General features: G+C 51.6%; 20 protein-coding genes. 17 read left to right on the plus strand and 3 right to left on the minus strand.

The genetic code is table 11. From position 1 onward, the window contains the following. Positions 1-35: 35 nt before the first annotated feature. The gene (locus ABD843_RS01395) at positions 36-1,091 is read right to left on the minus strand and encodes a rhomboid family intramembrane serine protease (protein ID WP_345077378.1); all 1,056 of its coding nucleotides are present in this window, start codon (positions 1,089-1,091) and stop codon (positions 36-38) included. Positions 1,092-1,237: 146 nt separating this feature from the next. Between ABD843_RS01395 and ABD843_RS01400 the strand changes: the two genes are divergently transcribed. Together ABD843_RS01400 and bla are read left to right on the plus strand one after the other, a co-directional pair. Next, positions 1,238-2,575, plus strand: coding sequence for an APC family permease (locus ABD843_RS01400; protein WP_345077381.1), 1,338 nt, complete (start codon positions 1,238-1,240; stop codon positions 2,573-2,575). Positions 2,576-2,602: 27 nt separating this feature from the next. Further along, positions 2,603-3,355, plus strand: a complete 753-nt coding sequence (gene bla, locus ABD843_RS01405; protein ID WP_345077384.1) for a subclass B1 metallo-beta-lactamase — start codon at positions 2,603-2,605, stop codon at positions 3,353-3,355. A gap of 7 nt (positions 3,356-3,362) precedes the next feature. On the opposite strand, the gene ABD843_RS01410 is transcribed toward bla, so the two are convergent. Continuing rightward, positions 3,363-3,608, minus strand: a complete 246-nt coding sequence (locus tag ABD843_RS01410; RefSeq protein ID WP_345077387.1) for a hypothetical protein — start codon at positions 3,606-3,608, stop codon at positions 3,363-3,365. Between the two features lie 167 nt (positions 3,609-3,775). Here ABD843_RS01410 and ABD843_RS01415 point away from each other — a divergent pair, with 167 nt between their 5' ends. Both ABD843_RS01415 and ABD843_RS01420 read left to right on the plus strand, forming a co-directional pair. Next, complete coding sequence (locus tag ABD843_RS01415) at positions 3,776-4,753, plus strand: hypothetical protein (RefSeq protein ID WP_345077390.1); 978 nt, start codon at positions 3,776-3,778, stop codon at positions 4,751-4,753. A gap of 177 nt (positions 4,754-4,930) precedes the next feature. Further along, positions 4,931-6,064, plus strand: coding sequence for a cysteine desulfurase family protein (locus ABD843_RS01420; protein ID WP_345077392.1), 1,134 nt, complete (start codon positions 4,931-4,933; stop codon positions 6,062-6,064). Between the two features lie 78 nt (positions 6,065-6,142). Here ABD843_RS01420 and ABD843_RS01425 read toward each other — a convergent pair whose 3' ends face one another. Next, positions 6,143-7,903: an Ig-like domain-containing protein gene (locus tag ABD843_RS01425; RefSeq protein WP_345077395.1), complete on the minus strand. Its 1,761-nt coding sequence runs from the start codon at positions 7,901-7,903 to the stop codon at positions 6,143-6,145. A gap of 197 nt (positions 7,904-8,100) precedes the next feature. On the opposite strand from ABD843_RS01425, the gene murB reads away from it, so the two are divergent. The 13 genes from murB (at position 8,101) to ABD843_RS01490 (ending at position 26,738) form a co-directional block, all read left to right on the plus strand. Beyond that, positions 8,101-9,135, plus strand: a complete 1,035-nt coding sequence (murB, locus tag ABD843_RS01430; RefSeq protein WP_345077398.1) for a UDP-N-acetylmuramate dehydrogenase — start codon at positions 8,101-8,103, stop codon at positions 9,133-9,135. A gap of 144 nt (positions 9,136-9,279) precedes the next feature. After that, positions 9,280-11,844, plus strand: coding sequence for a TonB-dependent receptor domain-containing protein (locus ABD843_RS01435; RefSeq protein ID WP_345077401.1), 2,565 nt, complete (start codon positions 9,280-9,282; stop codon positions 11,842-11,844). Between the two features lie 104 nt (positions 11,845-11,948). Continuing rightward, positions 11,949-12,455 carry a GbsR/MarR family transcriptional regulator gene (locus tag ABD843_RS01440; RefSeq protein ID WP_345077403.1) on the plus strand — a complete coding sequence of 169 codons (507 nt, stop codon included), beginning with the start codon at positions 11,949-11,951 and terminating at the stop codon, positions 12,453-12,455. A 201-nt stretch (positions 12,456-12,656) separates the two neighbouring features. Continuing rightward, positions 12,657-13,049, plus strand: coding sequence for a hypothetical protein (locus tag ABD843_RS01445; RefSeq protein ID WP_345077406.1), 393 nt, complete (start codon positions 12,657-12,659; stop codon positions 13,047-13,049). A 139-nt stretch (positions 13,050-13,188) separates the two neighbouring features. Then, positions 13,189-13,452, plus strand: coding sequence for a hypothetical protein (locus tag ABD843_RS01450; RefSeq protein ID WP_345077409.1), 264 nt, complete (start codon positions 13,189-13,191; stop codon positions 13,450-13,452). A gap of 189 nt (positions 13,453-13,641) precedes the next feature. Continuing rightward, positions 13,642-14,040: a hypothetical protein gene (locus tag ABD843_RS01455; protein WP_345077412.1), complete on the plus strand. Its 399-nt coding sequence runs from the start codon at positions 13,642-13,644 to the stop codon at positions 14,038-14,040. Positions 14,041-14,431: 391 nt separating this feature from the next. Next, positions 14,432-16,519, plus strand: coding sequence for a DUF4394 domain-containing protein (locus ABD843_RS01460; protein ID WP_345077415.1), 2,088 nt, complete (start codon positions 14,432-14,434; stop codon positions 16,517-16,519). Positions 16,520-16,609: 90 nt separating this feature from the next. Continuing rightward, a complete protein-coding gene (locus tag ABD843_RS01465) occupies positions 16,610-17,299 on the plus strand; it encodes an alpha/beta fold hydrolase (protein ID WP_345077418.1) in 690 nt (229 codons plus the stop codon). 116 nt (positions 17,300-17,415) lie between these two features. Continuing rightward, positions 17,416-17,799, plus strand: coding sequence for a BlaI/MecI/CopY family transcriptional regulator (locus tag ABD843_RS01470; RefSeq protein ID WP_345077421.1), 384 nt, complete (start codon positions 17,416-17,418; stop codon positions 17,797-17,799). 51 nt (positions 17,800-17,850) lie between these two features. Then, positions 17,851-19,716, plus strand: a complete 1,866-nt coding sequence (locus ABD843_RS01475; RefSeq protein ID WP_345077424.1) for a M56 family metallopeptidase — start codon at positions 17,851-17,853, stop codon at positions 19,714-19,716. A 132-nt stretch (positions 19,717-19,848) separates the two neighbouring features. Continuing rightward, complete coding sequence (locus ABD843_RS01480) at positions 19,849-20,610, plus strand: tRNA pseudouridine synthase A (protein WP_345077426.1); 762 nt, start codon at positions 19,849-19,851, stop codon at positions 20,608-20,610. Positions 20,611-20,826: 216 nt separating this feature from the next. Further along, on the plus strand, positions 20,827-24,963 hold the full coding sequence (locus ABD843_RS01485; protein ID WP_345077429.1) for a glycine-rich protein: 4,137 nt from the start codon (positions 20,827-20,829) through the stop codon (positions 24,961-24,963). Between the two features lie 26 nt (positions 24,964-24,989). After that, entirely contained in the window at positions 24,990-26,738 is a 1,749-nt protein-coding gene (locus ABD843_RS01490; RefSeq protein WP_345077432.1) for an OmpA family protein, read from the plus strand. Positions 26,739-26,803: the final 65 nt, after the last annotated feature.

Consider the following 26,803-nt stretch of genomic DNA (forward strand, 5'->3'; position numbering starts at 1 on the left):
AGGAGAGGTGCGGTCGGTCTTAATGGAGTGGTATATCATATGCCTATGGTCTTACCCACTAGATATACACTCGCCACCACAAGCACCACAGTGGCCAATGCAAGTATGCCCGTGAGCAATAGTTGGTTTTTGTGGGAAGACTTCCGGGCTATGTCGGGATAATAGGCATAACCTATAGCTATACCACTGAGCAGGCCGCCTATATGGGCCGCATTGTCGGTATTCCCCTGTAGCCCTGCCAGCAGGTTATAGACCACGAAGAAAAGTATACTGCGCATCATGGTCTTGCGCAGTGTCTTTTGTATGTGGCTGGTGGTGAGCATGGACAGAAATACCCCATACATGCCGAATATGGCACCCGATGCGCCCACACCCACACTATTGGTATGCACGGCTATACTGAGGAGGCCCGCGCAGATGCCTGTGAGCAGGTAGGCCCCTGTAAAGCGTATGCGCCCCATGAGTGGCTCCAGGAACATACCTATGTACAGCAGTGCGAAGGTGTTCATGATGAGGTGCAGCGCCCCGCCATGCAGGAACATATAAGTTATGAGCCGCCACCACTGCCCGGTCACTACTGCGGGGGCAAGGTTGCCACCCCACAGGAAGAGGCTTTTGGCAGTAGGGTGCAATGGAGAGATACCGGCAAGTACCATGGCTATGAAAACAAGCGTATTGGCATATACCAGCAGGGGTGTTACCACATAGCTTTTAGATATAAGCAGGGCTCCATACTTCTCGCGGTGCATGGGGTGCAGGTTGCGGTCGGCCTTTTCCTCCTCTTCTATCACCTGCGCCAGCGCCTTGCGGAAGAGTATGGCATTGTTCCGTACCATGGCGGCATCGTGATAGTATTCATTGGCCGGGCGGCTGTGTAGTGTTGCTTTTTTCCGGTCAGCGGTTATGGTCACTATCTCGCCCGCAGATCGCTCGTTGTAGGGCGTATGGCATATGATGGTGTTGCCGTTTATGGCCACTGTCATCCAGCGCAGCAGGGTAGCGGCCTTTTGCAGTACGGGCATATACCTTTCGGGTATCACGCCATCTAACGATATCTCTTCTGAATGTTCGGGTAGCAGCACTGGTTCCATACAGCCTCATTTGGTTTTGCTATGTGAAGTTAGGTGGTATGAGGGCCACTATATATCGGAAAATGTGAAGCCGCGATCGGGAAATGTGATATATGGTATTGGCAAAGGTGGGCATATGGTAGTACTTTGCGCCCAATTCCTGCTATTTGTCCGCCACCGATACACCGAAACTGGAGCGAGGACTATCGCTCACACAGGCCACCGCCATCAATATGATAGATATGGTGGGTATAGGCCCTTTCGTTACCCTGTCTATGATAATAGGTATGATGCAGGGGCCGGCCAGTATATTCGCATGGCTGCTGGGCGCACTGCTGGCCTATATGGATGGCATGGTATGGGCAGAGATGGGCGCTAAATGGCCGCAGGCGGGTGGCAGCTATGTGTTCCTGCAAAAGCTGTTCGGCAATAAATGGGGCAGGCTGATGGCCTTCCTCTTCATATGGCAGACCACTATACAGGCGCCACTGGTGATAGCCAGCGGGGCTATAGGCTTTGCCAAATATGCTTCCTTCCTGGTGCCGCTGGGCGATGTGCAGAAGAAGATGGTGAGCGGCGGGCTGGTGATACTGCTGGTGGTCCTGCTATACCGAAACATTAAGAGCATAGGGAAGATATCGGTAGTGCTGTGGGTGATAACGGGTGGCACCATACTATGGCTCATAGGGTCGGGTATAGGCCACTTCAATGCCCGGCAGGCCTTCGACTGGCGTTTCGATGGGTTTAGCAGTAGTACGCTGTTGTATGCCGCGCTGGGCCGGTCGTCGCTGAATGCGGTGTATTCTTACCTGGGCTACTACAACGTATGCCACCTGGGCGCAGAGATAAAGGACCCCGCACGCAATATACCCCGCAGTATGCTGCTGTCCATAACCGGTATAGCCATACTGTACCTGGGTATGCAGACGGTAGTAGTAGGTGTGCTGCCGTGGCAGGAGGCCGCCGCATCGGACTTTGTGGCAAGTATCTACTTCGAGCGTATCTATAACAACCATTTCGTGGGGCAGGTGGCTACCTTTCTTATACTCATCATAGCCATGGCTTCGCTATTCTCGGCCATACTGGGGTATTCGCGCATACCCTATGCGGCAGCGCAGAACGGAGATTTCTTCAGTGTGTTCGGAAAGGTGCATCCGCGGTACAAATTCCCGCATGTATCGCTGCTGGCCATAGGTGGTGCGGGTTTCCTGTTCAGCCTGCTGTTCAGGCTGGGAGAGGTGATAACCACCATACTGATGATGCGCATACTGATACAGTTCGTATCGCAGGCGGTGGGGGTGATAGCGTGGCATTACCGGCGACCTCACGATGAACGCCCCTTCCGTATGCCGCTGTTCCCTTTGCCTGCCCTGTTGAGCATAGCCATATGGCTGTTCATATTCTTCAATAACGAAACGAAGTACCAGTTGTTCGCACTGGGGGTGATACTGTCGGGAATTGTCGCATACCAATTGCGCAGGCTTGTACTGGGGAAGACCACATAGCGTACCTCTTTTACCTATCTTTATATAATGAACCGATGGGGGCTGATCCTGCTATTCTCTGTGGCCATGCTGCTGCAGGCGTGTCATGTATTCAGGAAGACGGCGCTGTACCGGTCACCTACCCTGGAGGTGGACAGGCTGACAAAAAATACCTTTATACACCGCACCTTTCTCTATGACAATAAATGGGGTAAGGTGGCCTGCAACGGGCTCATATACATCAACAACAAAGAGGCACTGGTGATAGATGCCGCCACGAACGATACCGTGGCCGCCGAACTGCTGGCCTGGATAAGACACTACAAGTATGTGCGCTTCGAGGGGGTGGTGGTGACCCATTTTCACGATGACCGGCTGGGGGGACTGCGCGAGTTCCACAGGCAGGGCGTGGCATCGTATGCCAATAAGCTGACGCAGGCCTATGCCACGCGCGATACGGTGCACCGGCCGGCCATACCACTGGTGGGCTTTGAGCAGGAAAAGGTGCTGGATGTGGGTGGAGAAAAGGTGATATGCAGGTACTTTGGCCCCGGGCATACGCGCGATAATATAGTTTGCTACATATCCCGGGAAAAGGTGCTATTCGGAGGCTGCCTCATTAAAGCCGTGGGCACCGGCCGTGGCAACCTGAACGATGCCGATACCACCGCATGGCACAGTACGGTACAGGCCATAAAAGACGCATATCCTGATGTAAAGCATGTAGTGCCCGGCCATGATGATGCCGGTGATGAGGAGTTGCTGGAACATACCATGGGTCTGTTCCCTGCCAGGCGATGAAGTGCTGTTAATAGGTAAGCTCTATCGAAAGCTGGTACCATTTTTCGCCCTGCTTTACGCGCAGCGACCATCTTTTTGGTTCGTCGGCCGAGTTGTTCTTGCCGGTAGTAGTAGATGACTTTTTTGCTGTGCCGGTAGCAGCAGGGGCTGTTTGCTCGTTCGCTGTCTTTGCCCGTTTGTCATTGGTCTCGTTCTCGGTCCGCTGCGCAATGGCATTCGCCGATAGCAGCGCAGCCATTGCGAATGCTAACATATATCTCGCCGCTCGTTTCATGTGTATGGTATTACCAGTTAAATATACGAAGCCTTTTCCGATCGTTGTAACTTTAGGTTAGTGTAGGCGAGGTATAACAGGAATACCACTAAAGTATTATTCGTGGTATATGTTCCGGGATGAATTTTGCAATAAATGATACCATTATGAGAACACACAAACACATTGCTGCCATACTGGCCACATTTTTTTGCTATGCTGCAACAGCACAAATGGTAGATTACAAAACTGACGACCAGACAAAAAAGCTGGCACCGGTGAAAGTGGGCCTTACACTGGCATTCGCATCGGGCAACCAGATAGGTGCTGGCGGCATAGTGCAGGGCTGCCTGATGAATAAGCTGTTCTATGGCGTGGAATACCGCAAGGTACTGGTGCGGGGTTTCTCTAACGCAGGTGTTGCAGCTACCGGCGACCTGCAAACGACACAGACCGAAAAAAGCGGCAGGTATATGGAGGCCGGCGCCGAATGGGCCATAAGGGACAAGATGGATCAGGGGAAGATGAGGATAGTGACGTCATCGAATATGACGAGCGAACGCTACTTCCATGCCACTTGCGACCTGAGGAAACTCATCACCGTAGGTGGCGGGTTCTTCTCTTATGGCCACAACTACTATATGGAGCGCGATTCGGCACATTATTTCACATCGGGTACCCAAAAACTGCAGCCTGCTCAGGACAAGATCTTCCATTCCTACATCAGTACCGCCGGTTTCTTCGGTGGGGTATCGTTCCGCAAGATAAAGAAGGCGGCCGTGAGCAGCGGAGGCTATCGTTACCGCAATTTCAAGGCCACCAGCTGGAGCTTCCAGGTACTGAGCGGACCCAGCAAAATGCAGGACATAACAGTAGGCGGCGTGACATACCCTATAAACAATGCCAATTCGGCACCGCTGGGCTATAGGGTGATATGGCGTGCCGACCGCGGCCCATCATCTACCTGTGTAGAGCTGGGTAAAATGCCCCATATCGCCTTTAGCAACGATAACCTGCCCGATCTGTCTCTGTTCGGGCCGGAGGGTATCAGTTCATTCGTCAACCATTTTCGCCTCAGCTTCAACTTCATACTGTATGGCAACGACCGTAAATATGGCCTGAAACAGAAGAAAAGCAAGAACTGATAACCCCTTGTGAGACGTTTACCTGTGACCGGCCGTATGATATGGCCGGTCACTCGGTTTTATAAGGAGAACCTGTTATTTTTATTCTAATGTTTGTCATGTAACCTTCATAGGTAGGAGGCAAATGGTTGAGATAGTAATATTTAGGTTAATTTTGCACCGCAAATACCAATGTTGATGGACCGTATCTACTTTGACAATGCCGCTACGACCGCGCTAGATCCCCAGGTGCTGGATGTGATGATGCCGTTCCTTTCGGAGAAATTCGGCAACCCCTCATCTGTGTACTCTTATGGGCGCGAGACCAAGATGGCCATTGAGAATGCCCGCAAGACAGTGGCCCGCATACTGAATGCCGAGCCGGGAGAGATATTCTTCACATCGGGCGGTACGGAGAGCACCAATACGGCCCTCAATGCCGCCATACGCGATCTGGGCTGCAGGCACATCATCACATCGCCACTGGAACACCATGCCACGCTGCATACGGTGGAGTACCTTGCGCATACGGGCCAGGCAAGGCTGAGCTTTGTGAGGCTTACCGATAAGGGCCATATAGATATAGCGCACCTGGAAGAGCTGCTGGCCACCAGCCCCGAGCGTACCGTAGTGACCCTGATGCATGCCAATAATGAGATAGGCAACCTGCTGAAGATAAAGGCAGTAGGCGACCTGTGCGAAAAGTACGATGCCATATTCCATAGCGATACGGTACAGACGGTAGGACATTACCCTTTTGACCTGAAAGGGCTGAAAGTACATTTCATAAACGGTGCAGGGCATAAGTTCCACGGGCCGAAAGGCATAGGCATACTGTATGTGAACAGGAACATACAGATAAGACCATACATAAACGGTGGCTCGCAGGAGCGCAATATGCGCGCCGGTACCGAGAACATATACGGTATAGTAGGCTTTGCCAGGGCGCTGGAGCTGGCCACAGAGCGTTACGAGCAGGACAGCGCCCATGTAAAGGGCCTGAAACTGTATATGGCCGAAAAGCTGAGGGAGCATTTTCCCGGCATAATATTCAATGGCGATACCTTTGGCAGCAGCCTGTATACGGTGCTGAACGTGTCGTTCCCCATGACGGAGCGTTCGGAGCTGCTGCTCTTCAACCTGGATATGAGCGGCATATGCGTAAGCGGTGGTAGCGCATGTACCAGCGGTGCCAATTCGGTGAGCCATGTGATAAAGGCCATACACAATGGCATGTCTGCCACTATGGTGCCCATACGTTTTTCGTTCAGCAGGCACAATACTACCGCGCAGGTAGATATGGTGATAGAGAAACTGAAAGAACTGATATAAAAACCATGCCAACGTATATAATTAGAACGGCCGCCTCTATCGGGCGGCCGTTCCTTATAGGGGTCTATATGGTATCAGCTACTTTACTTCTATTTTGGTAATATATCGTTGAGGGCCCCATGTGGCTGCTATGAAGTAGATGCCCGGCGGTACATCCAGTCTTACACGCGTATCGGTATTGGTAGGTGCCGTAGTGCGTTCTACCACTCTGCCTGCCATATCGGATATCACAAGGTCTGCCATTTCATTGTTCAGCGAATTGATCCGTATAGCGAAGTCGCCACTGTTGGGATTGGGCAGTATACGCAGCCCGTCTTCCTGCACAGGTGTGGCCACTATACCTGTAGGGCAGCTGGCCGCAGGTAGTACATTCATATTGTGTGTGGCGCTGTCTGTGCCGCAGGCCGTTACTACCTTGTATTTGATAGTGACCGTACCCAGGGTCACGCCCGTTACTATACCGGTAGATGCACCTACAGTGGCGCGGGCGGTATTGAGGCTGGTCCATGTACCGCCGGTGGGGCTGCCTGTAAGGGTGGTTGTATGCGACACACATGCCGTGCTGCTACCGGTGATGCTGGCATCAGGCACGCCATTCACCGTTACCACTGTGGTAGCGGCACAGCCACTGGTACCGAAAGTATAGGATATAGTGGACGTACCGGCCGATATACCATTTACCACCCCTGTGCTGCTGACAGTAGCTACTACAGGTGTGCTGCTGCTCCATGTGCCGCCGGGTATGGAGTGCGAGAGCGTGGTAGAGCCACCTGTACACATACTGGTAGTACCTGTGATGGCCGGAACCGTATTTACGGTAACGGTGGCCGTGCTATAACAGCCCGTAGCGCCTATGATGTAGGATATGGTGGTAGTGCCTGCCGAAACACCCGATACCACACCCGTGGCCGATACTGTGGCCACTGCGGTATTGCTGCTGCTCCATGTGCCGCCGGCAGTGCTATTGGATAGTGGCGTGGTGCCGCCGGGGCATACCGCAGGCGTGCCGGATATGGGGCCGGGATTGGGGTTCACCGTCATAATGTGGGTGGCCGTACCGGAAGAGAGGGTGTAGCTGATGGTGGTAGTGCCCGGTGTAAGGCCGGTGACCACGCCGCCCGATGATATGCTGGCCACACCGGGGGCGCTGCTGCTCCATGTGCCACCTGCAGTGGTGTGGGTAAGCGTGGTGCTGGCCCCTACACATACTACACTGGCGCCCGATATACCTGCCGGGCCGCCGGTGGTCTCGGTGACCACAAGTGAGCCTGCGCCCCAGGCATCGCCTGCATTAGTGGCGTCGCCATTCACGGCATTCAGTATGCCGCGCAGGGTCACTGAGCCTGTACCGGCGCCGGGGGCCGTCCATGGTATGTTCAGTACATAGGATGTGCCGGGTGCGCCGGTGCCGCTGGTGGCAGGCAGCGAAGAGGCATGCTCTACCACCTCTATGCCACCGGCAGGGTAGGACAGTTGGGTGAATATGGCTATGGGCGGTGTCATAGACCCGGCACCCAATGAGGTGGCCGTAGTTACCGCCGATACCTGGAAACCGAAACGGGGCAGCACAGCAGTGGTAGAGGCATTGAAACCCGAAATGCGGATATTGTAAGTGCCACCCGGGGTATAGCTGGTAGTGCTGCCGAGCGGTCCTATAAGCTCTATGGTGGTGAGCACCGAGCCCGACATGGTATGGCAACTGGCGCCGCCGCAACTGGCAGTACCTGTGATGCCGGTAAGCTCCAGGTTGCTGACAGCGCCGGGGCCGCCTGCATTGCCACCGAGCAGTACATAGATGAGGGCGCAGATAAATGGTAAGAGTACGATCTTTTTCTTCATGTGTGTGACTGTTGTTTTTAATGGTGATGTAGATGAAGTATAGTATGCAAAGGAGTATTGGCTGTACCAGCATACCCATTGTTAGTGCGGCATAGGTCATTTCATGGTAGTGGTGTGTTTTTCTTGGGAGTGGTGAGAATGACATCCTTACTGTGCCGCAGGCCGCCGCAAAGAGCACTGGTACATATATGCTACATTTGCGTACCCGTAGAGGTCTTTACCCTTATATGCTGCTGCAACAGAACATACACCTAAAGCCATTCAATACATTCGGTATAGATGAGGTGGCCGAGTATTTTGCCACCATCAGTGACCTGGACGACCTGCAGGATGTCGCAGACCTGCCATATAAGCTGCAGGTGCTGGGTGGCGGCAGTAATATATTGCTTACGGCCCCCGTACAGGGGGTAGTAGCGCACAATGCCCTGAAGGGGCACAGCGTGCTGCGGGAGGATGCGCACAATGTATGGCTGCAGGTACAGGCCGGAGAGGTATGGCACGATCTGGTGCTGTATGCCACCGGTATGGGATGGGGTGGTATAGAGAACCTGGCCCTGATACCGGGTACCGTAGGTGCGGCCCCCATACAGAACATAGGCGCCTATGGAGCAGAGGTGCGCGAGGTGCTGGAAGAGGTGACCTTCTATCATTTGCAGGACAAGACCTTTGTAACATACGGCAATGCCGACTGCCGTTTCGGGTATAGGGATAGTGTGTTCAAGCATGAGCTGAGAGGACGGGCATTCATCACATCGGTGGTGCTGCGGCTTAGTAAGCAGCCGGTATTCAATACCAGCTATGGCGCTATAGAACAGGAACTGGCTGCAATGGACGTGCAGACACCAACGGTACAGGCGATAGCGCAGGCGGTGATGAACATACGCAGCAGCAAACTACCAGACCCCAGGGTGACGGGCAATGCGGGCAGCTTTTTCAAGAACCCTACCGTGCCGCGTGCACAGTATGAGGCTCTGTTACCCGCATACCCCTCTATGCCGCATTTTGTGGTAAGCGATAGCATGGTGAAGATACCGGCTGCATGGCTTATAGAGCAGTGCGGCTGGAAGGGCCACCGCAGGGGCGATGCCGGTGTACACACCCGCCAGGCGCTGGTACTGGTGAACTATGGTGGTGCCAAAGGCAGGGAGGTATGGGAGCTATCGGGCGAGATAGTGGCCTCTGTGGCGGGTAAGTTCGGTATAGAGCTGGAGCGAGAGGTGCAGGTGTGGTAACATACAGGGATTTGGCACCACATTAACATTTTTACCCTGCCCAACTGTCCCATATTTCATGGACTTTTGCATCTTATTTTCCTCTACACAATGCGCACGACCGCCGTTAGGCATTCTCTTTTTCTTTTTGCTGTCCTTTTATCCTTGCCTGTTCTTGCCCAGGTGAGCGGCAGCGTTTCGGGTAAACTGACCGATGGCAGTGGGGCCCCTGTAGCCTATGCCAATGTGACCCTGCTTCGGGCAGACTCATCGGTGGCCAATGGCGACCTGTCGAAGGACGATGGCTCGTTCCGCATTTCGCCGGTAGGCGAGGGTAGCTATACCATTCGCATAGAGTCGATAGGTTTTACCAGTAAATATGTGGCCGTGCCTGTGACCGCCGCCAAACCCGATGTGAAGATGGGCGCCATAAAACTGACCGCGGTGGCCACCGAGCTGAATGCCGTGAACGTGACCGCTGAGAAGAAAGTGATGGAGCTGAAGGTGGACAAAAAAGTGTTCAACGTAGAGAAGAACACCACCACGGCCGGTGGCAGCGCTACCGATGTGCTGCAGAACGTACCTGCCATATCGGTAGACATGGATGGCAATGTGAGCCTGCGCGGCAAGGGCAATGTGACGGTACTGATAGACGGCAAGCCTGCCACCATGATGGGTACCGACATCACATCGGCACTGCAGAGCCTGCCGGCCAGCAGTATAGAGAGCGTGGAGGTCATCACCAATCCATCGGCCAAATATGATGCGCAGGGTACTACGGGTATCATCAACATCATCACCAAAAAAGATGGCCGCCTGGGTATAAATGGCAATGTGACCGTAGGTGCAGGCACCCGCGACAAGTATAACGCCAACCTGGGGCTGAACGTACGCAAGGGTAAGTGGAACACTTTCCTGAACAGCAGCTTCAGGCAGAACAATACTTTCAATAATGTGACCACCGACAGGCAGGATACCGGCCTGCACGGAGACTCGTACTATACTTATGAGCATGTGCCCAGGTTGTTCGGCGGGTTCTTCAACACATTGGGCACTACTTACGACCTGGACAAGAACAACTCTTTTACCCTTACCGGCAATGTGAATACCATGCAGTGGGGTTTTCGCGACAATTCGGACTATTACGTTTATGACGAACCCGGCAGGGAGGGTGGTAGTATGAAGATGTACCGCAACCGATACTCTGAGGGTCTGGGTGGCCCCCTATCGTTCTCCGGCGCATTGGACTACAAGCATAAATTCAAGAAGAAGGGCGAGGAGATGAACATAGATGCCACCTACGCATCTTCCACCATACAGCGCAGCCAGATATACGATACCAAATTAGATACCAATGGTAAAATATTGGGTATCAGGTCGGAAGCCCCCGGTAGGGGAGGTAATAACAGCTTCAATGCATGGGCCGACTATGTGAACCCCATAACAGAGACCGGCAAGCTGGGTGCGGGCATGAAATCGCAGTTCTATGAGTTCTACAGCAGCAATGATCCGCTGATATGGAACACAGATTCAGCAGACATCAAACGTATAGACTATACGCAGCTTACCAAGTATAACTACAAGCAGCAGATACATGCTGCCTATGTGAACTGGAGCGACCAGAAAGGCAAGCTGGCCTACCAACTGGGCCTGCGTATAGAAGATGCCCAATACAATGGTACGGGTGAGGTACCCACGAAGCAGACATTCAAGAACAGTTTCCTGAACTTGTTTCCATCGGCATTCGTGTCTTATCAGCTCACACAGGAGCATAGCGTGTACCTGAACTACAGCCGCCGTACCAACAGGCCGGGTTTCTTCCAGATGATGCCCTTTAAAGACCTGTCCAACCCCGGTACCGTATCTATGGGTAACCCTGACATACTGCCTGAGTTCATAGACAATATAGAGGCCAACTACAGTTATTCAGATGACAAGGGTAATACGCTGATATTCAGTGCGTATTTTGCAAATACCAGCAACCTTTCGGAACGTATTCTTAAACCTATAACCGGCGATGCGCTGGATGTGGATCTGGGGTTGCAGAACGAGGTGGGCCAATTATTGTCGCGCCCGATGAACATAGCTTCGGGTGTGACATATGGTCTGGAGGGAACAGCAAAATTGCAATTCACAAAGATCTGGGATGCAACACTTAGTGCAAACCTGTTCAATAACCAGTTGAATATAGGCGAATTGCCAGACGGCTATTCGGCCTATATATCGAACACCAGTGGTTATGGGTGGTTCTCTAAGGTGAACACCAGCATAAAGCTGCCTGCCAATTTCTCCCTGCAGTTCAACGGCAACTACGAATCGCCGAAGGTGATAACCCAGGGCAGGCAGCGCGAAAGCTACTGGCTGGATGTGGCCCTGCGCAAGAACCTGTGGAAGAACAAGGCCACACTGATAGTGAACTGCTCGGACGTGTTCAAGACCCGCCAGTTCATAAACAACTACAATACCCCCCTCTACACACAGACCATAGACCGCGTGAAGGAGACCCGTATAGGCAACCTTACATTTACCTACCGCTTTGGCAAGCAGGATATGGGCAATAAGGGTATGGGCCCGGGTGGCGATAAGGGTAGGGGTGCCAAGCGTGCCGAGAGCCGAAAGGCCGAAAAGCCTACCGAGCAGGACCGTGCCAACAACCTGAAGCAGAACGACGACAGCGACAATGGCGGTGGTGGAGGTGGTAACGGTGGCGGGCAAAGGCGAGGACAATAGTTTTCCCGTTGGGATCGCAGGCGTTCTCCTTCATTTGAACTATTCATGAAAATTATTTTTCAGAAAATTTTGAAAGTTCAAAAAATGTGTTCTACCTTTACGTCATGAAACTGCAGGAGGCAAAACAGCAATTCATTCAGAACTGGGGCGCACTGGGCACGCAGTGGGGTATAAACCGCACTATGGCACAGATACATGCCCTGCTGCTGGTATCTGCCGATCCGCTGAGTGCAGATGATATAATGACCCAACTGAAGATAAGCCGTGGTAATGTGAACATGAATGTGCGCGAGCTGCTGGACTGGGGCATAGTAGAAAAGGTGCTGATACCCGGCGAGCGCAAAGAGTACTTCAGCGCAGAGAAAGATATATGGAAGGTGGCCATGCGGATAGTGAAGGAACGCAAACGCCGCGAGGTAGAACCCATACTGAGCGCCCTGAACGAGCTGAAGGAAGTAGAGGGTGACAAGAACAGCAAGGACGTAAAAGTATTTGTGGACACTATAGGCGACATTCAGAAATTTGCCAACCAGGCCAGCAAGGGTGTAGATGGATTGGTGAGGATGGATGAACACTGGTTCACAGGTACGTTGCTGAAAATGTTCAAGTAGGGTGTGTTATCTAAAGTATAGTTCAAGACCGGGCAGCCGGTTTTTTTAAGAAGAATAAATTTCAAAAATTTCTGAAAATTCTATCAATACAGTATTTATGAAACGAACAGAACATATACATGCCCCGCCTGCAAGGCAAAGCAAGCCCCTGTAGGCCCTGTCGCACATCACATTCATTATCACTCTTCTAAAACATATTTTATGAATCACATTATCGTTCTGTACATCATGTACATCCTCATCACAGTTACACTTACGGTATGGGTAGCTCATACCTTGTTCAAGAACGGCAAGGTATTCCTGATAGACATCTTTCATGGCAATGCCACACTGGCCGATGCCGTGAACAACCTGCTATGGGTGGGTTTTTACCTCATCAATATAGGATATGCCGTATATACCCTGCGGGTAGTGAATGAAGTAGACAGCGCACGGCTGGTAATAGAGATACTAAGCGTGAAGATAGGCCTCATAATACTGATACTGGGCTGCATGCATTTCCTGAACATGTTCATATTCTTCCGCCTGCGCAAGCGCGCCCTGATAGACAAACGCGAGAACGACCTTTATGACTACAGTAAAATGAACGCCTAACACCAATAACCATGCGTACTACATTATTCTTGAAACGGGTAGACCTGTACCTGCAATCAATGGCTCTGCTCGTGCCCTTTGGAATGGGTCTTTACGATGCCTCTTATTTTTTGCTGGCATACTTTACAGTAAGTATGGTATGGTACAGGCGCTCAGTTGCTTGTTCAACCGGTTGTTCCTGAACGATCATCTGAGGCATGGTAGCAGGTTAGGGTGCGAAATAGCGGTAGTGTTGCTGGTGCTGTTCTTTATATATCTGTTCATACAAGGGTCATCCACAGTGGCGGCGGGCCTTATTGCTCTATTTTTCATAGCCCCATTCCTGGCCATATGGTATGGGGCCATAAGCTACAAGGAAACACGGTATGTGCGCAGTTTGGTAGACAGGAAACAGTATGTGTGAGTGAGAAAGGTGTGAAAGGCCGGGTGCAGTTGTTGGTCTGCACCCGGCTTTTGTTGTGGGGTAAGAAGGATTGTTCATCCTACACAAATTTTTGGAACACATTCCTGTATCGAGTTTTTAGATTATTTTTTAATATATTTTTACTTATTTTTATGTAATATTCATTTTTTATACAAAAAAAACGTTCGTATGAAAGATCCTGAATTACTCTCTTTAGAAAAAAGAATACGGAATTTGTTGAGCTACATTTTGGCAACTAATAATCTTTATGTAGGATCAGAAAAAGAAGCAAAGTACTTATTAGACGGACATGCTACGGAGTTAATACAGAAGATTAAATTGCCCTTGATCTATGACAAAAATGCTTCCCTTGAAATTTATGGGATGATTGCTGCAAATCAATCTAATGGGCGTTATGTTTGGATCTATTTATATTACTGGAACAAGATATGGAAGTGCAATAACCTTGAGTCAGCCTTTGAGTTTATTAATAAGTATCGTGAATACTATAAGCTGCATGAAGAAAAAGAACTGTATTTGAGAAAGGCAGAATCGAAACGGAAGCTTTTAGAAGTCACTAAAAATTAGTGCAAATTATTAGCATATGAGTATGCACTGCTTCAACGACAGTTGCTTAGATTAGGTTACACAACAATGAGAGTGGAGGATAAAATGAGAGCGGGTGCGCAAAGTCTGCGCACCCGCTCTCATTTTAAGTCGGGATGACCGGCTCCGAACCAGCGGCCTCTTCGTCTCGAACATGGCGCGCTACCGGGTAGATAATGGTGCGGCGGCCCTTTCTTCGCTCATAGCTTTCAGGTATATAGGTATGCTGCGGTAATATATGTGGTGATGTTATAAATTCTGAGGCGGATCTTGTAATGGTATCGGCCTTTGGCCGTCGGAACTTTGTGTGACGAATATACACCTATATACAAGTGCAGAGCTTTCATTCATCGATCACTAAAAACCTGAAGCTATGAAACGGAGTACATTACTATTAGCATTTATCGCATCATTTTTTACCTATTCTGCGCAGGCGCAGACGACTCTCTATGGTATCACATCGGCCAATGCCATTTTCGCTATCAGCGATGTCAATTCCCCGGGCTCTATGTCGGGCCCGTACACTGTATCGGGTGTGGCAACGGGGCAGGCACTGGTGGCCCTCGATACCCGTTCGTCCAATGGCCAGTTGTATGCGCTGGGTTACGATTCGCTCACTACCATCTCGCAGTTGTACCGCATTACCTATAACGCCTCTACCGGCGCGTATTCTGCAGTAACTATAGGTAGCGGCATGACGGCCATAGACCTTGGTGTGACCAATAATGCCTCTATGGACTTTATCTCTAGTACCGGCAACCAGATACGCATCATAGGCCGCAATGGCAATAACTACATACTGAATGCCGATAACGGTACACTTATGAGCACAGGCATCAGCGGGCTTTCGTTCGCATCGGGCGATGCGCATGTAGGTACTATGGTGATGGGCGCTACGGCTTATACCAATAACTTCTTTGGTGCCGATGCCACACAGCAGGTGGGCTTCGATGTACTGAACAATGTGCTGGTAAAAATGGAGCCCGGCAACTTTGGCAATGGCTTCAATAATGCATCCAACTTCACGCATTCCATAGGGCTTACATCGGGTGTGGTGTTCGCCTCGGGTAGCAGCATGGGCATGGATACCTGGTACGATACCCTTACCGGAGTGAATACCATATACCTGAGCGGTACGGCCCTGCTGAGCGGTGGTGCGCACCTGTACAAGTATACCATGAGCAGTGGTACAGGTACACTGATAGATCTGGGCGCTATGGGCAGCGGTACACTGCATGTGCGCGATATCGCCTTTGCATCGGACCGCGATACAACAACGGCCATCACAGGAAATATGATAACGGGGCTGACGCTGAATATGCGCAACCTGGTATGGTTCGACTCGGACAGGCCGCAGAACATACGCAAGATGGTACGCCTCACAGGTATGGCCGCCGGGCAGGCCATGGTAGCCATAGACTATTCTGCCAATGGCTGGCTGTACGGCCTGGGCTACAATAGCACAGCGCATAACTACCAGCTATACAAGATAGATACCCTGAGCGGCGCAGTGACCGCAGTGAACAGCACACCTGTATCGCTGAACCTGGGCACGGATGATGGGTCGGGCAATTATGTGCGCGTTGGTTTCAGGTTCATTGCCACGGCTACCACGCACGACCGCATAAGACTTACCAGCAGCAATGGCAGCGTGAATGTGCAACTGGATGCCAATAGCGGCGCCATAGTGGCCACCAACAGCCCGCTGCAGTATGTGACCGGCGATACCTACTTCGGTACCACGGCCAATGTGACCTCGATAGCCTATACCGGCTATAGCGGCGATACCGTTACGCAGATGTTCGGGTTCGATGCCAGTACGGGTTCTATGGTGATGTTCAATAACACCAACAGTACTGCAGGCTATGGAGATGGTTCCAGCGGCTACATCAATACTATCATGAACCTGAATGCCATACTGAGCCTGCTGCTGCATACCAGCGCCTACAACAATGCCTACATGAACATATCTTACGACCAGGCATCGGCCAGCAACTATGGCTATATGGTGGCCAACTACTATGGCGACAGCAGCATGGTGAACAACTACTCTGTAATGTACGATATGAGCAGCATGCTCACCGCATACCACCGTGGTACGGCAGGCGCGCCTGCCATGGTAGGCAGGGTAGGGTATGGCACACCTGTAAAGGATATAGCGCTGAGAAGGTGGGCATTGCCGCCATCTACCATAGTGCCCTATGCTGCAGGTGGCAATAAACTACTGGTATATCCCAACCCTGTGCTCAGCGATACGCGCATAATGCTGAACGAGCAGCCGACAGGCATAGTACAAGCATCTGTACTGGGCATGACCGGCCGTATAGAAGCCACTTACAAATATGCACCCGGTACCCGTGTGTTGTACCTCGATATGAGTACACTTCCTGTAGGTTTGTACAATGTGCAGGTATCGGGCGCAGGCATTGCGACCACAAACCTGAGAGTTGTTAAACAGTAATTCGTTCAGCAATTATCAATGGTCGTTAACGCCCCGGAAGACGGGGCGTTTTTTTGTGCATATAAGAAATTGCTCCTTATATTTACCCCTATGGAAACACTCTTGCTATTGCATGGCGCTATAGGTTCTTCTTCGCAACTGATGCCACTGGCCGATGCCCTGTCTGCAACATACGATGTACATGTGCCCGACCTTCCGGGCCATGGTGGCAGGGCATTTGCAGACGCGCCTTTTTCTATGCAGCTTTTTGCGCAGAGTGTGCTGGCGTATATGGATGAGAAAGGACTTTCCAAAGTATCCATCTTTGGTTACAGCATGGGCGGCTATGTGGGTATGTACCTGGCGCGCCACCATGCACACAGGATGAACAAGGTGATAACACTGGCCACAAAATATCATTGGGATGAGGCCACGGCAGCCAAAGAGATACTGATGCTGGACCCTGCGAAGATAGAGGCCAAGCTGCCTGCGTTCGCTGCCACATTGCAGCAGCGCCATGCGCCTAACGACTGGAAGGAAGTACTAAAGAAGACCGCCGATATGATGGTGGCCCTTGGTGTCAACAATACGCTAAAACAGGAAGACCATGCGGCCATAACCACACCTGTGCTGGTGCTGCTGGGCGATAGGGACAAGATGGTGACACAAGATGAGACACTTGCCGTATACAAGGCGCTACCTACAGCGCAGCTGGGTATACTACCGGGTACGCCACACCCTATAGAGCAGGTAGATGCGGCCCTGCTGGCTGCGCTCATTAACAGGTTCGCCGGGCAGTGATATTCCCACCCTTACTTCTGTTAAAGAAAATATAAGATCGCTTTTGTGCTTTTTGTTTACGAATTTCTTCGTAGGTTTGCTTACGAAACAATTCGTAGAACAGTAAAGACACAGGAATGAGCGAGACACCGAAACCTACCGAGAGCGAGCTGGAGATACTGAACATTCTTTGGGAGCGAGGCCCCAGCACTGTGCGCGATGTGCACGAGGTGCTGGAGCAGAGCAAAGAGGCAGGCTATACCACCACGCTGAAGTTGATGCAGATAATGCACGATAAAAAGCTGCTGGCCCGCGACACGGGCAGCAAGAGCCATGTATATACCGCTAATATATCGCAGGAGAAGACACAGGGCCAACTGGTAAAGAAACTGATAGATAGCATGTTCAACGGATCGGCATCGCAACTGGTGATGCAGGCGCTGGGCAACCACAAGACCAATAAGAAGGAACTGGACCAGATAAAGAAATACCTGGAGGAGATAGAAAAGAAGAGCAAGTAGTGTTTTAGTGTTAGCATGATACCATCACTTAATTCCCCAAAACTATTTTCTATGAGCGCCATATCCATTACATCTCTTGCGCACTCTTTCTCTTATGCACTGCTCTATTCGCTGTGGCAGGGGCTGCTTATCTACGGCATGCTTTTTGTAGTGCTCAGGGCGCTGCCCGGCATGGGCGCCCGCACCCGCTACAGCCTTTCATTTGGTGCACTGGCAGCGCTCTTCATATGGTTCGCCGATACATGGGAGAGCCAGTACAGCAAGCTGCAGGGCGTTACAGTATACATCACCCGTACAGCGGCCAATGGCGCTGTCACCGGCCTTGCACAGCCGCTCACCGCCAATGCCAGCACCCCGGCCCGGTTCGATATCTTCAGGGAGTACCTGCCGCTGGTAGGGCAGTATGTGCCCATCATCATGATGGTGTATAGCGTAGGCCTGCTGTTCATGCTGCTGCGCTTTAGCATCAATATGCGGCAGTTACGCTCGCTTACCAGCACAGCAGCATCTACACCTGCTACAGAGTGGACCGGGTTCGTGAACATGTGGCGGCACAATTTCGGCATATCGCGCCCGGTGCGGATAATGCTGTCTGAGCGGGTGAATGTGCCCATGATGCTGGGCGCGCTGAAGCCCGTGATACTGCTGCCTGTGGCCACCATCAATCACCTTACCACAGAGCAGGTAGAATCCATCATCATGCATGAGCTGGCTCACATCAAGCGGCACGATTATCTTTTCAATCTTGTTCAGACGGTAGTAGAGACCATACTTTTCTTCAATCCGTTCGTATGGCTCATGTCGTCCGTCATTCGCCGCGAGCGCGAGCATTGCTGCGACGACCTTGTAGTGTCCTGCGCTGCCGATCCGCTGCATTATGCCCGCGCCCTGGCACTGCTGGAAGAAGACCGTATGAATAATAACAGCCTTTCCCTGGCTGCGACAGGGAGCAGAAACCAATTGTTTGACCGTATAAAAAGAATAATGGAAATGAAAAAAGAGAATATCGCCCATCGCAGGTACTCGCTGGTGGTAGTAGCTGTGGCCGCCGCACTGTTCATTGCATCTATGACCACTTTCACCACCACATTTGCCCAGAAGGTAGAGACCGAGAAGAAGGCCGCACCGCAGAAGAAGACCACCACATCGAAGACAGTGACCGTAGACGGCAGCGGTAAGAAAAAAGTGGTGACAAAGACCAAAACCTCATCAGACATTACAGAGGATGAGGATGTGCATGTAGGCAATGTGAACGTAAAGGTGCTGGTAGATGACGATGATAACAAACATGGCCATGCCAGGGTAGTGACCGTGAACGATGTAGGCGACTGCTGCGAGGGCAAGAAGAAATGTAAGAAGATAGTGATGGCATCGGGCGGCAGAGGTGCCAACAGCATAGTGCTGAACCTGGACGACCTGGGCAAGGAACTGGAGAACGTACATGTAGAACTGGAGAACATAGACTGGGACCAGATACAGGCAGAGCTGAAAAGCGCCATGGCAGAGCTGAAGAACGAACTGAACATGGAGGACCTGGGCGAGGATATACGCGTAGAAGTAAAAAAGGCGATGGCGGATGCCCGCCGCGCACAGGCCGAGGCCAGGCGCGAGATGGCCGATAGCAGGCAGATGGCCGCAGAGGCAAGGGCCGAGGCTGCTCATGCCCGTGCTATGGCAAGGAATGGCCGCCTGCACTCTGATACGAACGACATAGAGACCATGCTGAACAAGATGCAGAAGGATGGCCTCATAGACAGGAACGAAAAATTCAAGATAGAGAAGGAGAACAACGAGCTGTATATAAATGGTCAGAAGCAGTCCGGGAAAGTATATGAGAAATACAGCCGCTACATGGAAGGGAAGGAAGTGACCATAAAAGGTGGCAAGGGCTCGCTGAACATCAATATAAACAACTAACGATACGTTTGCTTCATAAAAACCCCAAGGGGCCTCCTGTAAAGGAGGCTTTTTTGTTGTGAGTGGGATAGGGCAGGGCATTGGTAGCTGCGGCATTATTGGCTTACATTTGCCGGCATCAAAGAGTTTGCAATGGCACGATATGTACTGGAGGTGATGTATGATGGTACCTGCTTCCACGGGTCGCAGGTACAGGGCGAATTGCAGACCGTTCAACTTTTGGTGAATAAAGTGCTTTCCACCCTCTACCGCACGCCTATGGTCACCATTGGCGCCAGCCGTACCGACGAGGGGGTGCATGCGCTGTCGAACTTTTTCCACTTCGACGCCGATACCGAACCCCGCCCCGACCTGGTGTACAAGTGCAATGCCATATTGCCATCGGGGATGGCTGTGAAGAACGTATACCACGCGCCCTACGATTTCAATGCCCGTTTCCATGCCATAGAACGCAGCTATAGGTATAAAATATATGCAATAAAAGACCCATTTCTTGTGAACAGGGCACTTTACTATCCTTTTCGTATGCAGGAGGATCTGCTGCACGAGGCAGCGGCAGTGCTAAAGGGGTATAGCCAGTTCCAGTCGTTCGCAAAGCGGAACTCGCAGGTGCATACCTTCGATTGCACCATCAATACATCCCGCTGGGAAAGGCATGGCAAAGAATTGCACTATGTTGTGTCGGCCAACAGGTTCCTGAGAGGAATGGTAAGGGGTCTTGTAGCCACCCAACTCAGGGTGGCAAGGGGCAGTATGGACATGGCCCGGCTAAGACAGATAATAGAAGCGCGCGATTGTACAAAAGCTTTTTTTGATGTGACAGGACATGGATTGTACCTGGAAGAGGTCTCTTATCCCGAAGGAATACTTCGCCCTTTGGGATACTTTAACTGAAAGTTCATATTTTTAAATACAAGAACACTCAAATGATATTTTTTAAGCACAGAAATATATTCCATTGTGTTCCAATTTAATGTTCCTCATTTACATCAAAAAAGTGTATTAAAATGAGGTGTAATGGAACGTATATTTAAAAAAAAATGAGTGGATAACAGGGAATAGTTTGATTTTTTGAGTATTTTTCGGCATTGTTTCCTAAACTATATTGATATGAGAATAGAACATGTATCCTCCCGACTTATTGCGAAAAAGAATGGCAACAGGCGGAGCGGCTTCAAAAAAGCGTTCCTATTGTCGGGCATGTTGATGGTTTTTTCCCCGCTGCTTTCTCAGGCACAGCTGGTAGCACCTGCTCCCCTGAACGGTAATAACCAGAACCATACGGTGTGCAGCGGCCTTGTTACCGACATCAGCGACTGGCTGAAGGTCACTGACCCGAATGTAGGTGAAACAATAACCTGGACCCTCATCAGCGGTCCTACAAATGGTACAATATCTGGCGATGGTACACAGGTGGCCGCGGGAGGCAGCGCCTCTATACCTACAGGTATGACCTATACGCCTACCACACCAGGCGCTACCAACGATGCCTTCGCGGTATTCATAGACGATGGCAATGGCGGTACAGCTACCATATCAGTTATCATTACCATAAATGCAGGCCCATCTATATCGGTAGGTACCATACTGCCGGTATGTTCGGGTATCACATCGGCTGTTATTCCCATAGCAGACCTCACGAATGTGGGCCCCGATACTGCTGAATTCGTATATACAGGCGCAGACCAGGGATGGACCGTGCCCGATTTCGTGACCAGCGTTCAGTTCGACCTCAAAGGTGCTTCGGGCGGCCGCGACAGCCACCTGGGAACAGGCAGTGGCGGCAAAGGTGGCCGTATACAAGGTACACTTACAGTTACACCCGGTGCCAACCTGGGTATATATGTAGGCGGGGCCGGTTCTGACGGTGTAGGTGCAGGTGTGGCAGAGGGCGGCTATAATGGCGGCGGCGATGCCTTCTTCTATTACTATGGCTCTGGCGGCGCCGGTGGTGGTGCTACTGATATACGCGTAGGCGGCAATGCCCTTACCAACAGGAAGGCAGTGGCCGGCGGCGGCGGCGGTAATGGTGCAGAACTGAGCACTATGTTCCCCGGTGGCAATGGCGGCGGCCTTATAGGCGGCAGCAGCGTTCCCAATGTTATGGGTTCTGCATCTAAGGGTGGTACCCAGGCACTGGGTGGCGCACCTGCATCGTACATAGGCTGGACATCGGGCGGCTTCGGCGTTACAGGCGTAGGCGGTAACGGTAGCACGCAGGGTATATCCGGTGGCGGTGGCGGTGGCTACTTCGGCGGCGGCGGCGGTATATGGAATGGCGGCGGCGGCGGATCATCCTATGCCGATGCATTTACCACTACCAGCGTAACGCATACACAGGGTGCCAATGCAGGCGACGGTATGGCCACACTCTACTATGTGAAGCCAGGTACATACACCATCATATGGGATGCTACAGCTTTCGCAGAAGGTTTCGAGAACCAGGCAAGCGTGCCCCTGCCGACATCGGCTATCACCTTCCCTGTACCTGCTACAGCAGCTGCAGGCACATACCACGGTACACTCACCATCAACAATGGCAACTGTAACAGCCCCAGCTACCCGATAGAGATAACCATCAAGCCTAAGCCTATAGTGAACAACCCCGGTACCATAGCTGCATGCGACGGTACCATGATACCCGACATCACTTTCGTAGGTACTGCCCCCAGTGCCAGCGACTATCACTGGGTGAACGATAACCCTGCTATAGGTCTGGCCGCATCGGGCGAAGGTCATATACTCAGCTTCCTGCCTGTGAACGGTACTTCTTCTCCTGTGATATCTAACATCACTGTTACACCTGTGGCCAACGGCTGTATAGGTGATGAAGAGGTATTCCAGTTGATAAGCAACCCCATACCAGAGCTCAACAGCACACTTACTCCTGCCTCGGTATGTAACAATACCGTGTTCAGCTACATACCCAACAGCCTGGCGCCCGGTACTACTTTTGCCTGGAGCCGCGATGCTGTGACCGGTGTGGACAATCCTGCATCCAGCGGTGCAGATAACCCTAACGAACTGCTGATGAACTCTTCTACCGACCCTGTAGCCGTAGCGTATGTATACACGCTCACTGCTGCCGGTTGCGAGAACATACAGACAGTGACCGTAGATGTGAACCCCACTATCGTGCTTACATCTACACACACGCCTACAGCGCTGTGTAACGATGCTGCGTTCAACTACACTCCCGTACCATCATATGCAGGTGCCAACATAGCATGGAGCCGCGCTGCGGTAACAGGTATCAGCAATGCTGCCAATACAGGTACAGGCGCTATAAGCGAGCCACTGCACAACACTACCACCACTCCAAAGACGGTGACGTATGTAGTGACCCTGAGCGAAGATGCCTGCTCTTACAACGAGAACGTGGTAGTAACAGTTAATCCTCCGCTCAACCTCACCAGCGCTACTTCTCTTGGCTCTGTGTGCGACAGTGTGGTAACATCGTACAGCCCTGTATCATCTGTACCTACGGCTGCAATGACCTGGAGCCGTGCAGCAGTGGCAGGCATCAGCAATGCTGCTGCCACAGGTACTAATGGTTTCAGCGAAACACTGGTGAACACTACTACTGGTTTCGTAAGCGTGGATTACGCATATACAATGACCGCCTTCGGCTGTACCAATACACAGAACGTATCGGTGACAGTGAAGCCAAGGCCAAGGCTCAGCAGCTCGCTCACGCCTAATGGCATATGCACCAACATGTACTTCGACTATGTACCTGCAAGCGGTACAGCAGGCGCTACCTATATATGGGCGCGCGATGTGAAGGCCGGTATCAGCAATGGCGCTATGATGGGCTCGGGCAGTGTACACGAGGTACTGGTGAACACTACCGACCTGCCAATAACCGTTCCTTACATATACACCAGCACTGCTAACGGCTGCCCCCACCAGGATACTGTGAAAGTAGTGGTGAACCCCCTGCCAAAGATCAGCAACAACTCTGACGACCTTGCCGTTTGCGATAGCGCACTGTTCTCATTCTCGCCCACAAGCATCACTCCCGGCGCTACCTTCGCCTGGACCCGCGCTTATGAGGCCGGTATATCGAACCTCGGTTCTACAGGTGCCGGCAACCCTAACGAACGCCTGAACAACACTACATACATCAGCGTAGCTGCTACATATGTATACACCATCACGGCCAACGGCTGTAACAATACACAGAACGTGATAGTGCAGGTGCGTCCTTCGGCAGTACTTACAAGCAATACTGCTGTAGTATGTAGCGCTGCTCCTTTCGAGTTCGAGCCCGTTAGCTACTCTACCAATGCTTCATTCGCATGGTCTCGTGCCAAGGTAACAGGCATCACTCCCGATGTAGCAGATGGCGAAGGCAAAATAGAGGACGTGCTTACCAGCAGCTCTTCTAATCCCGTAGTAGTTACTTACGACTACATACTGACCGTAGACGGTTGCGACAACCCACAGAAAGTGTTCGTGACAGTGAACCCTGCACCATCAGTAGCTGTGATAGGCACTCATCCTGAAGTAGAGCTGTGCAACAACTCTATGTACCAGAACTTCGGCGCTGCTACCCCTGCTCCTGCAGGTTTCACATATAGCTGGAGCGTTAGCAATGCTATACTGCACTCTACAGGCAATAACGGCCAGTTCGCAGTAGTGAGCTTCACTAACCCCGGCAATGCAGTAGTTACCCTTACCACACACAACAGCAGCACTACATGTACCTCACTGTCGAACTACAATGTGAAGGTGAATGCAGGTTCTGCCATCATACCAGAGGTTATCTACTATCAGAACCAGTTCATCTGCAAGAGCAACCAGGTATCGAGCTACCAGTGGGGTTATGACGACGCCAACACATTCGACTCTACCGTACTTGTAGGCGAGACCAACCAGAACTACTCTAATGCGTTCCCCGACTTTTCAGGCAAGTACTACTGGGTGATCACGAACGCAGGTGGCTGTATACAGAAGACCTACTTCAACAGGCCTACAGGCATAGTAGATATGAACGATGCAGTAGCAGGTATGAAGCTGTATCCTAATCCTGCTATAGATGTTGTGAATGTAGAGGTAAGCGCTTCAGTAAGAGGTGAAATAACGATGGAAGTGTTCAACCTGCTGGGACAGAAGGTACAGAGCGTAAAGGCAGTGAACAACAGGGCTGTTATAAGCATAACAGATCTTGCGGCCGGCGCTTATATAGTTGATTGTTACAGCGATGGCACGAAAGTTGCCGCCGCCAGGTTCATTAAAAACTGATCTTCTTAAAATAAAAATTCCAGTAGATGAAAAAACTGTTCTTCTTGTTGATAGCAGCCAATGGAGCGTTATCAGCCATCGCACAGACGACACCACCACCCAAGAAGTACACGACGGATGACGGGCTTCCTCGCTGGGTGATAGATATAAATGCAATGGGCGGTATGCTCACTCAGGATATAACCACTACCAATCCTGTGCTCAACTATACCAATGCGCTCAATTCATCGGGCATAGGCAGCGTGAAGTTCGAAAATGGGATGTCTTATGGAGGCAATGCGCAGATAGGTTTCTTCTTCGATAAGAAGAGCCACTTCGGTATAGGTACAGGTCTTATGTACCTGATGCAGACCGGCGATGCCACACTGGACAAGTATAAGGTAGAGTTCCAGTCTACGGACGGCAATGGCGATGTGTTCCGCCAGATCATCACTTCTGCCAACCCCATAAAGGAGCAGCTGAAGATGACCAACATCAGCATACCGCTGGTGCTGAAATTCAAATACAGGTTCACAAAACGCTCGGGTATCACCGCCGATGCGGGCCTGGTGTACAACGTGTCTATGAAGAACGAGTACACTACCGATGCAAGGTTCAACTACGAGGCCATATACAAGCATGTGAACACCGGCAATGGTGTAGCTACGGTATATGACAATTCGCCCACTCCGGGCGGTACGTCGCTCCTCATCACTGCCGACCAGTACCTGAAAACGCATCCCGGTGGCGATGCAGCAGCATACCTCACATCGCAGCGTATAAACAATGGCTACAATGTGGGTTGGGATGTACAGGCAGCAAAGACCACAGGCTCGGTGTCTTATGCACAGAGCTCTGTAGGTTTCATGTTCCAGCCTTCTTACAGCCTGTACCTTTCAGACAAGGTAGCGCTGAACATAGGCGGCTATTACCTGTACCAGCTGTTCACACATGCGCCTACAGGTGCACACCTTACCGACAGGCTGGGTGAGTACAACTCCTTCCTGAGCAATTCTACCACCACCAAAGCATCTTCTTACGGTGGTAACCTGGGCGTTCGTTTCTACTTCTCTAAGTTCAGCGACAGGGATAAGGATGGCGTGCCTAACAGGATAGACAAGTGTCCATGGACACCGGGCGTACCCCAGTTCGACGGCTGCCCCGATACCGATGGCGACGGCATACCCGACTCAGAGGACTCATGCGCGGATGTACCCGGTCTGAAGCACTTCAACGGTTGCCCCGATAGCGATGGCGATGGTATACCTAACTATGACGATGCTTGCCCTTACCAGGCCGGTCCTGCCAAGTTCATGGGTTGCCCCGATACCGACAATGACGGCATACTGGATAGCGAAGACAAGTGCCCCAACGAGGCCGGTCCGGCATCTAACGATGGTTGCCCCATACCTCCTCCGCCACCACCACCACTGCCTGCTCCTGCACCGCTGCGCGAGCATGATATGACCGAGCCCATACTCTTCCAGATAGGCAAGGCCAAGATCAGCGAAGAGTCGTTCCCCATACTGGCAGAAGCGATAATGGAGCTGAACACGCACGAGAACGCTTACATAGTTATAGATGGTCATACCGATATAACCGGTGGTAATGCTGTGAACGATGCGCTTTCATTCCGCCGTGCGAACGCTGTGAGGAAATACCTCATAGACATGGGCGCTAACCCCAAACGCCTGGTAGCGATAGGCCATGGTAGCCGTCAGCCGGTAGCTGACAACAATACCGCCGAAGGCCGCTCGAAGAACCGCAGGGTGATAATGTCGCTGAAACACCGCTAATAGTACCCGAAAAGGGTAGAGATATGGAGAGGGCAGCCCGCAAGGCTGCCCTCTCTGCTATAATA

The sequence above is a fragment of the Nemorincola caseinilytica genome (assembly GCF_039540515.1).
Taxonomy (GTDB): Bacteria; Bacteroidota; Bacteroidia; order Chitinophagales; family Chitinophagaceae; genus Nemorincola; species Nemorincola caseinilytica.

Bases quoted from the DNA above. Each gene is read 5' to 3' on its own strand.
- ABD843_RS01455 (WP_345077412.1), top strand. From the start codon at position 13,642: ATGAAAGATCCTGAATTACTCTCTTTAGAAAAAAGAATACGGAATTTG.
- ABD843_RS01480 (WP_345077426.1), top strand. From the start codon at position 19,849: ATGGCACGATATGTACTGGAGGTGATGTATGATGGTACCTGCTTCCAC.
- ABD843_RS01420 (WP_345077392.1), top strand. From the start codon at position 4,931: ATGGACCGTATCTACTTTGACAATGCCGCTACGACCGCGCTAGATCCC.
- ABD843_RS01470 (WP_345077421.1), top strand. From the start codon at position 17,416: ATGAGCGAGACACCGAAACCTACCGAGAGCGAGCTGGAGATACTGAAC.
- ABD843_RS01490 (WP_345077432.1), top strand. From the start codon at position 24,990: ATGAAAAAACTGTTCTTCTTGTTGATAGCAGCCAATGGAGCGTTATCA.
- ABD843_RS01425 (WP_345077395.1), bottom strand. From the start codon at position 7,903: ATGAAGAAAAAGATCGTACTCTTACCATTTATCTGCGCCCTCATCTAT.
- ABD843_RS01395 (WP_345077378.1), bottom strand. From the start codon at position 1,091: ATGGAACCAGTGCTGCTACCCGAACATTCAGAAGAGATATCGTTAGAT.
- ABD843_RS01445 (WP_345077406.1), top strand. From the start codon at position 12,657: ATGAATCACATTATCGTTCTGTACATCATGTACATCCTCATCACAGTT.
- ABD843_RS01460 (WP_345077415.1), top strand. From the start codon at position 14,432: ATGAAACGGAGTACATTACTATTAGCATTTATCGCATCATTTTTTACC.
- ABD843_RS01440 (WP_345077403.1), top strand. From the start codon at position 11,949: ATGAAACTGCAGGAGGCAAAACAGCAATTCATTCAGAACTGGGGCGCA.
- bla (WP_345077384.1), top strand. From the start codon at position 2,603: ATGAACCGATGGGGGCTGATCCTGCTATTCTCTGTGGCCATGCTGCTG.
- ABD843_RS01465 (WP_345077418.1), top strand. From the start codon at position 16,610: ATGGAAACACTCTTGCTATTGCATGGCGCTATAGGTTCTTCTTCGCAA.
- ABD843_RS01485 (WP_345077429.1), top strand. From the start codon at position 20,827: ATGAGAATAGAACATGTATCCTCCCGACTTATTGCGAAAAAGAATGGC.
- ABD843_RS01415 (WP_345077390.1), top strand. From the start codon at position 3,776: ATGAGAACACACAAACACATTGCTGCCATACTGGCCACATTTTTTTGC.
- ABD843_RS01475 (WP_345077424.1), top strand. From the start codon at position 17,851: ATGAGCGCCATATCCATTACATCTCTTGCGCACTCTTTCTCTTATGCA.
- ABD843_RS01410 (WP_345077387.1), bottom strand. From the start codon at position 3,608: ATGTTAGCATTCGCAATGGCTGCGCTGCTATCGGCGAATGCCATTGCG.
- ABD843_RS01450 (WP_345077409.1), top strand. From the start codon at position 13,189: ATGGTACAGGCGCTCAGTTGCTTGTTCAACCGGTTGTTCCTGAACGAT.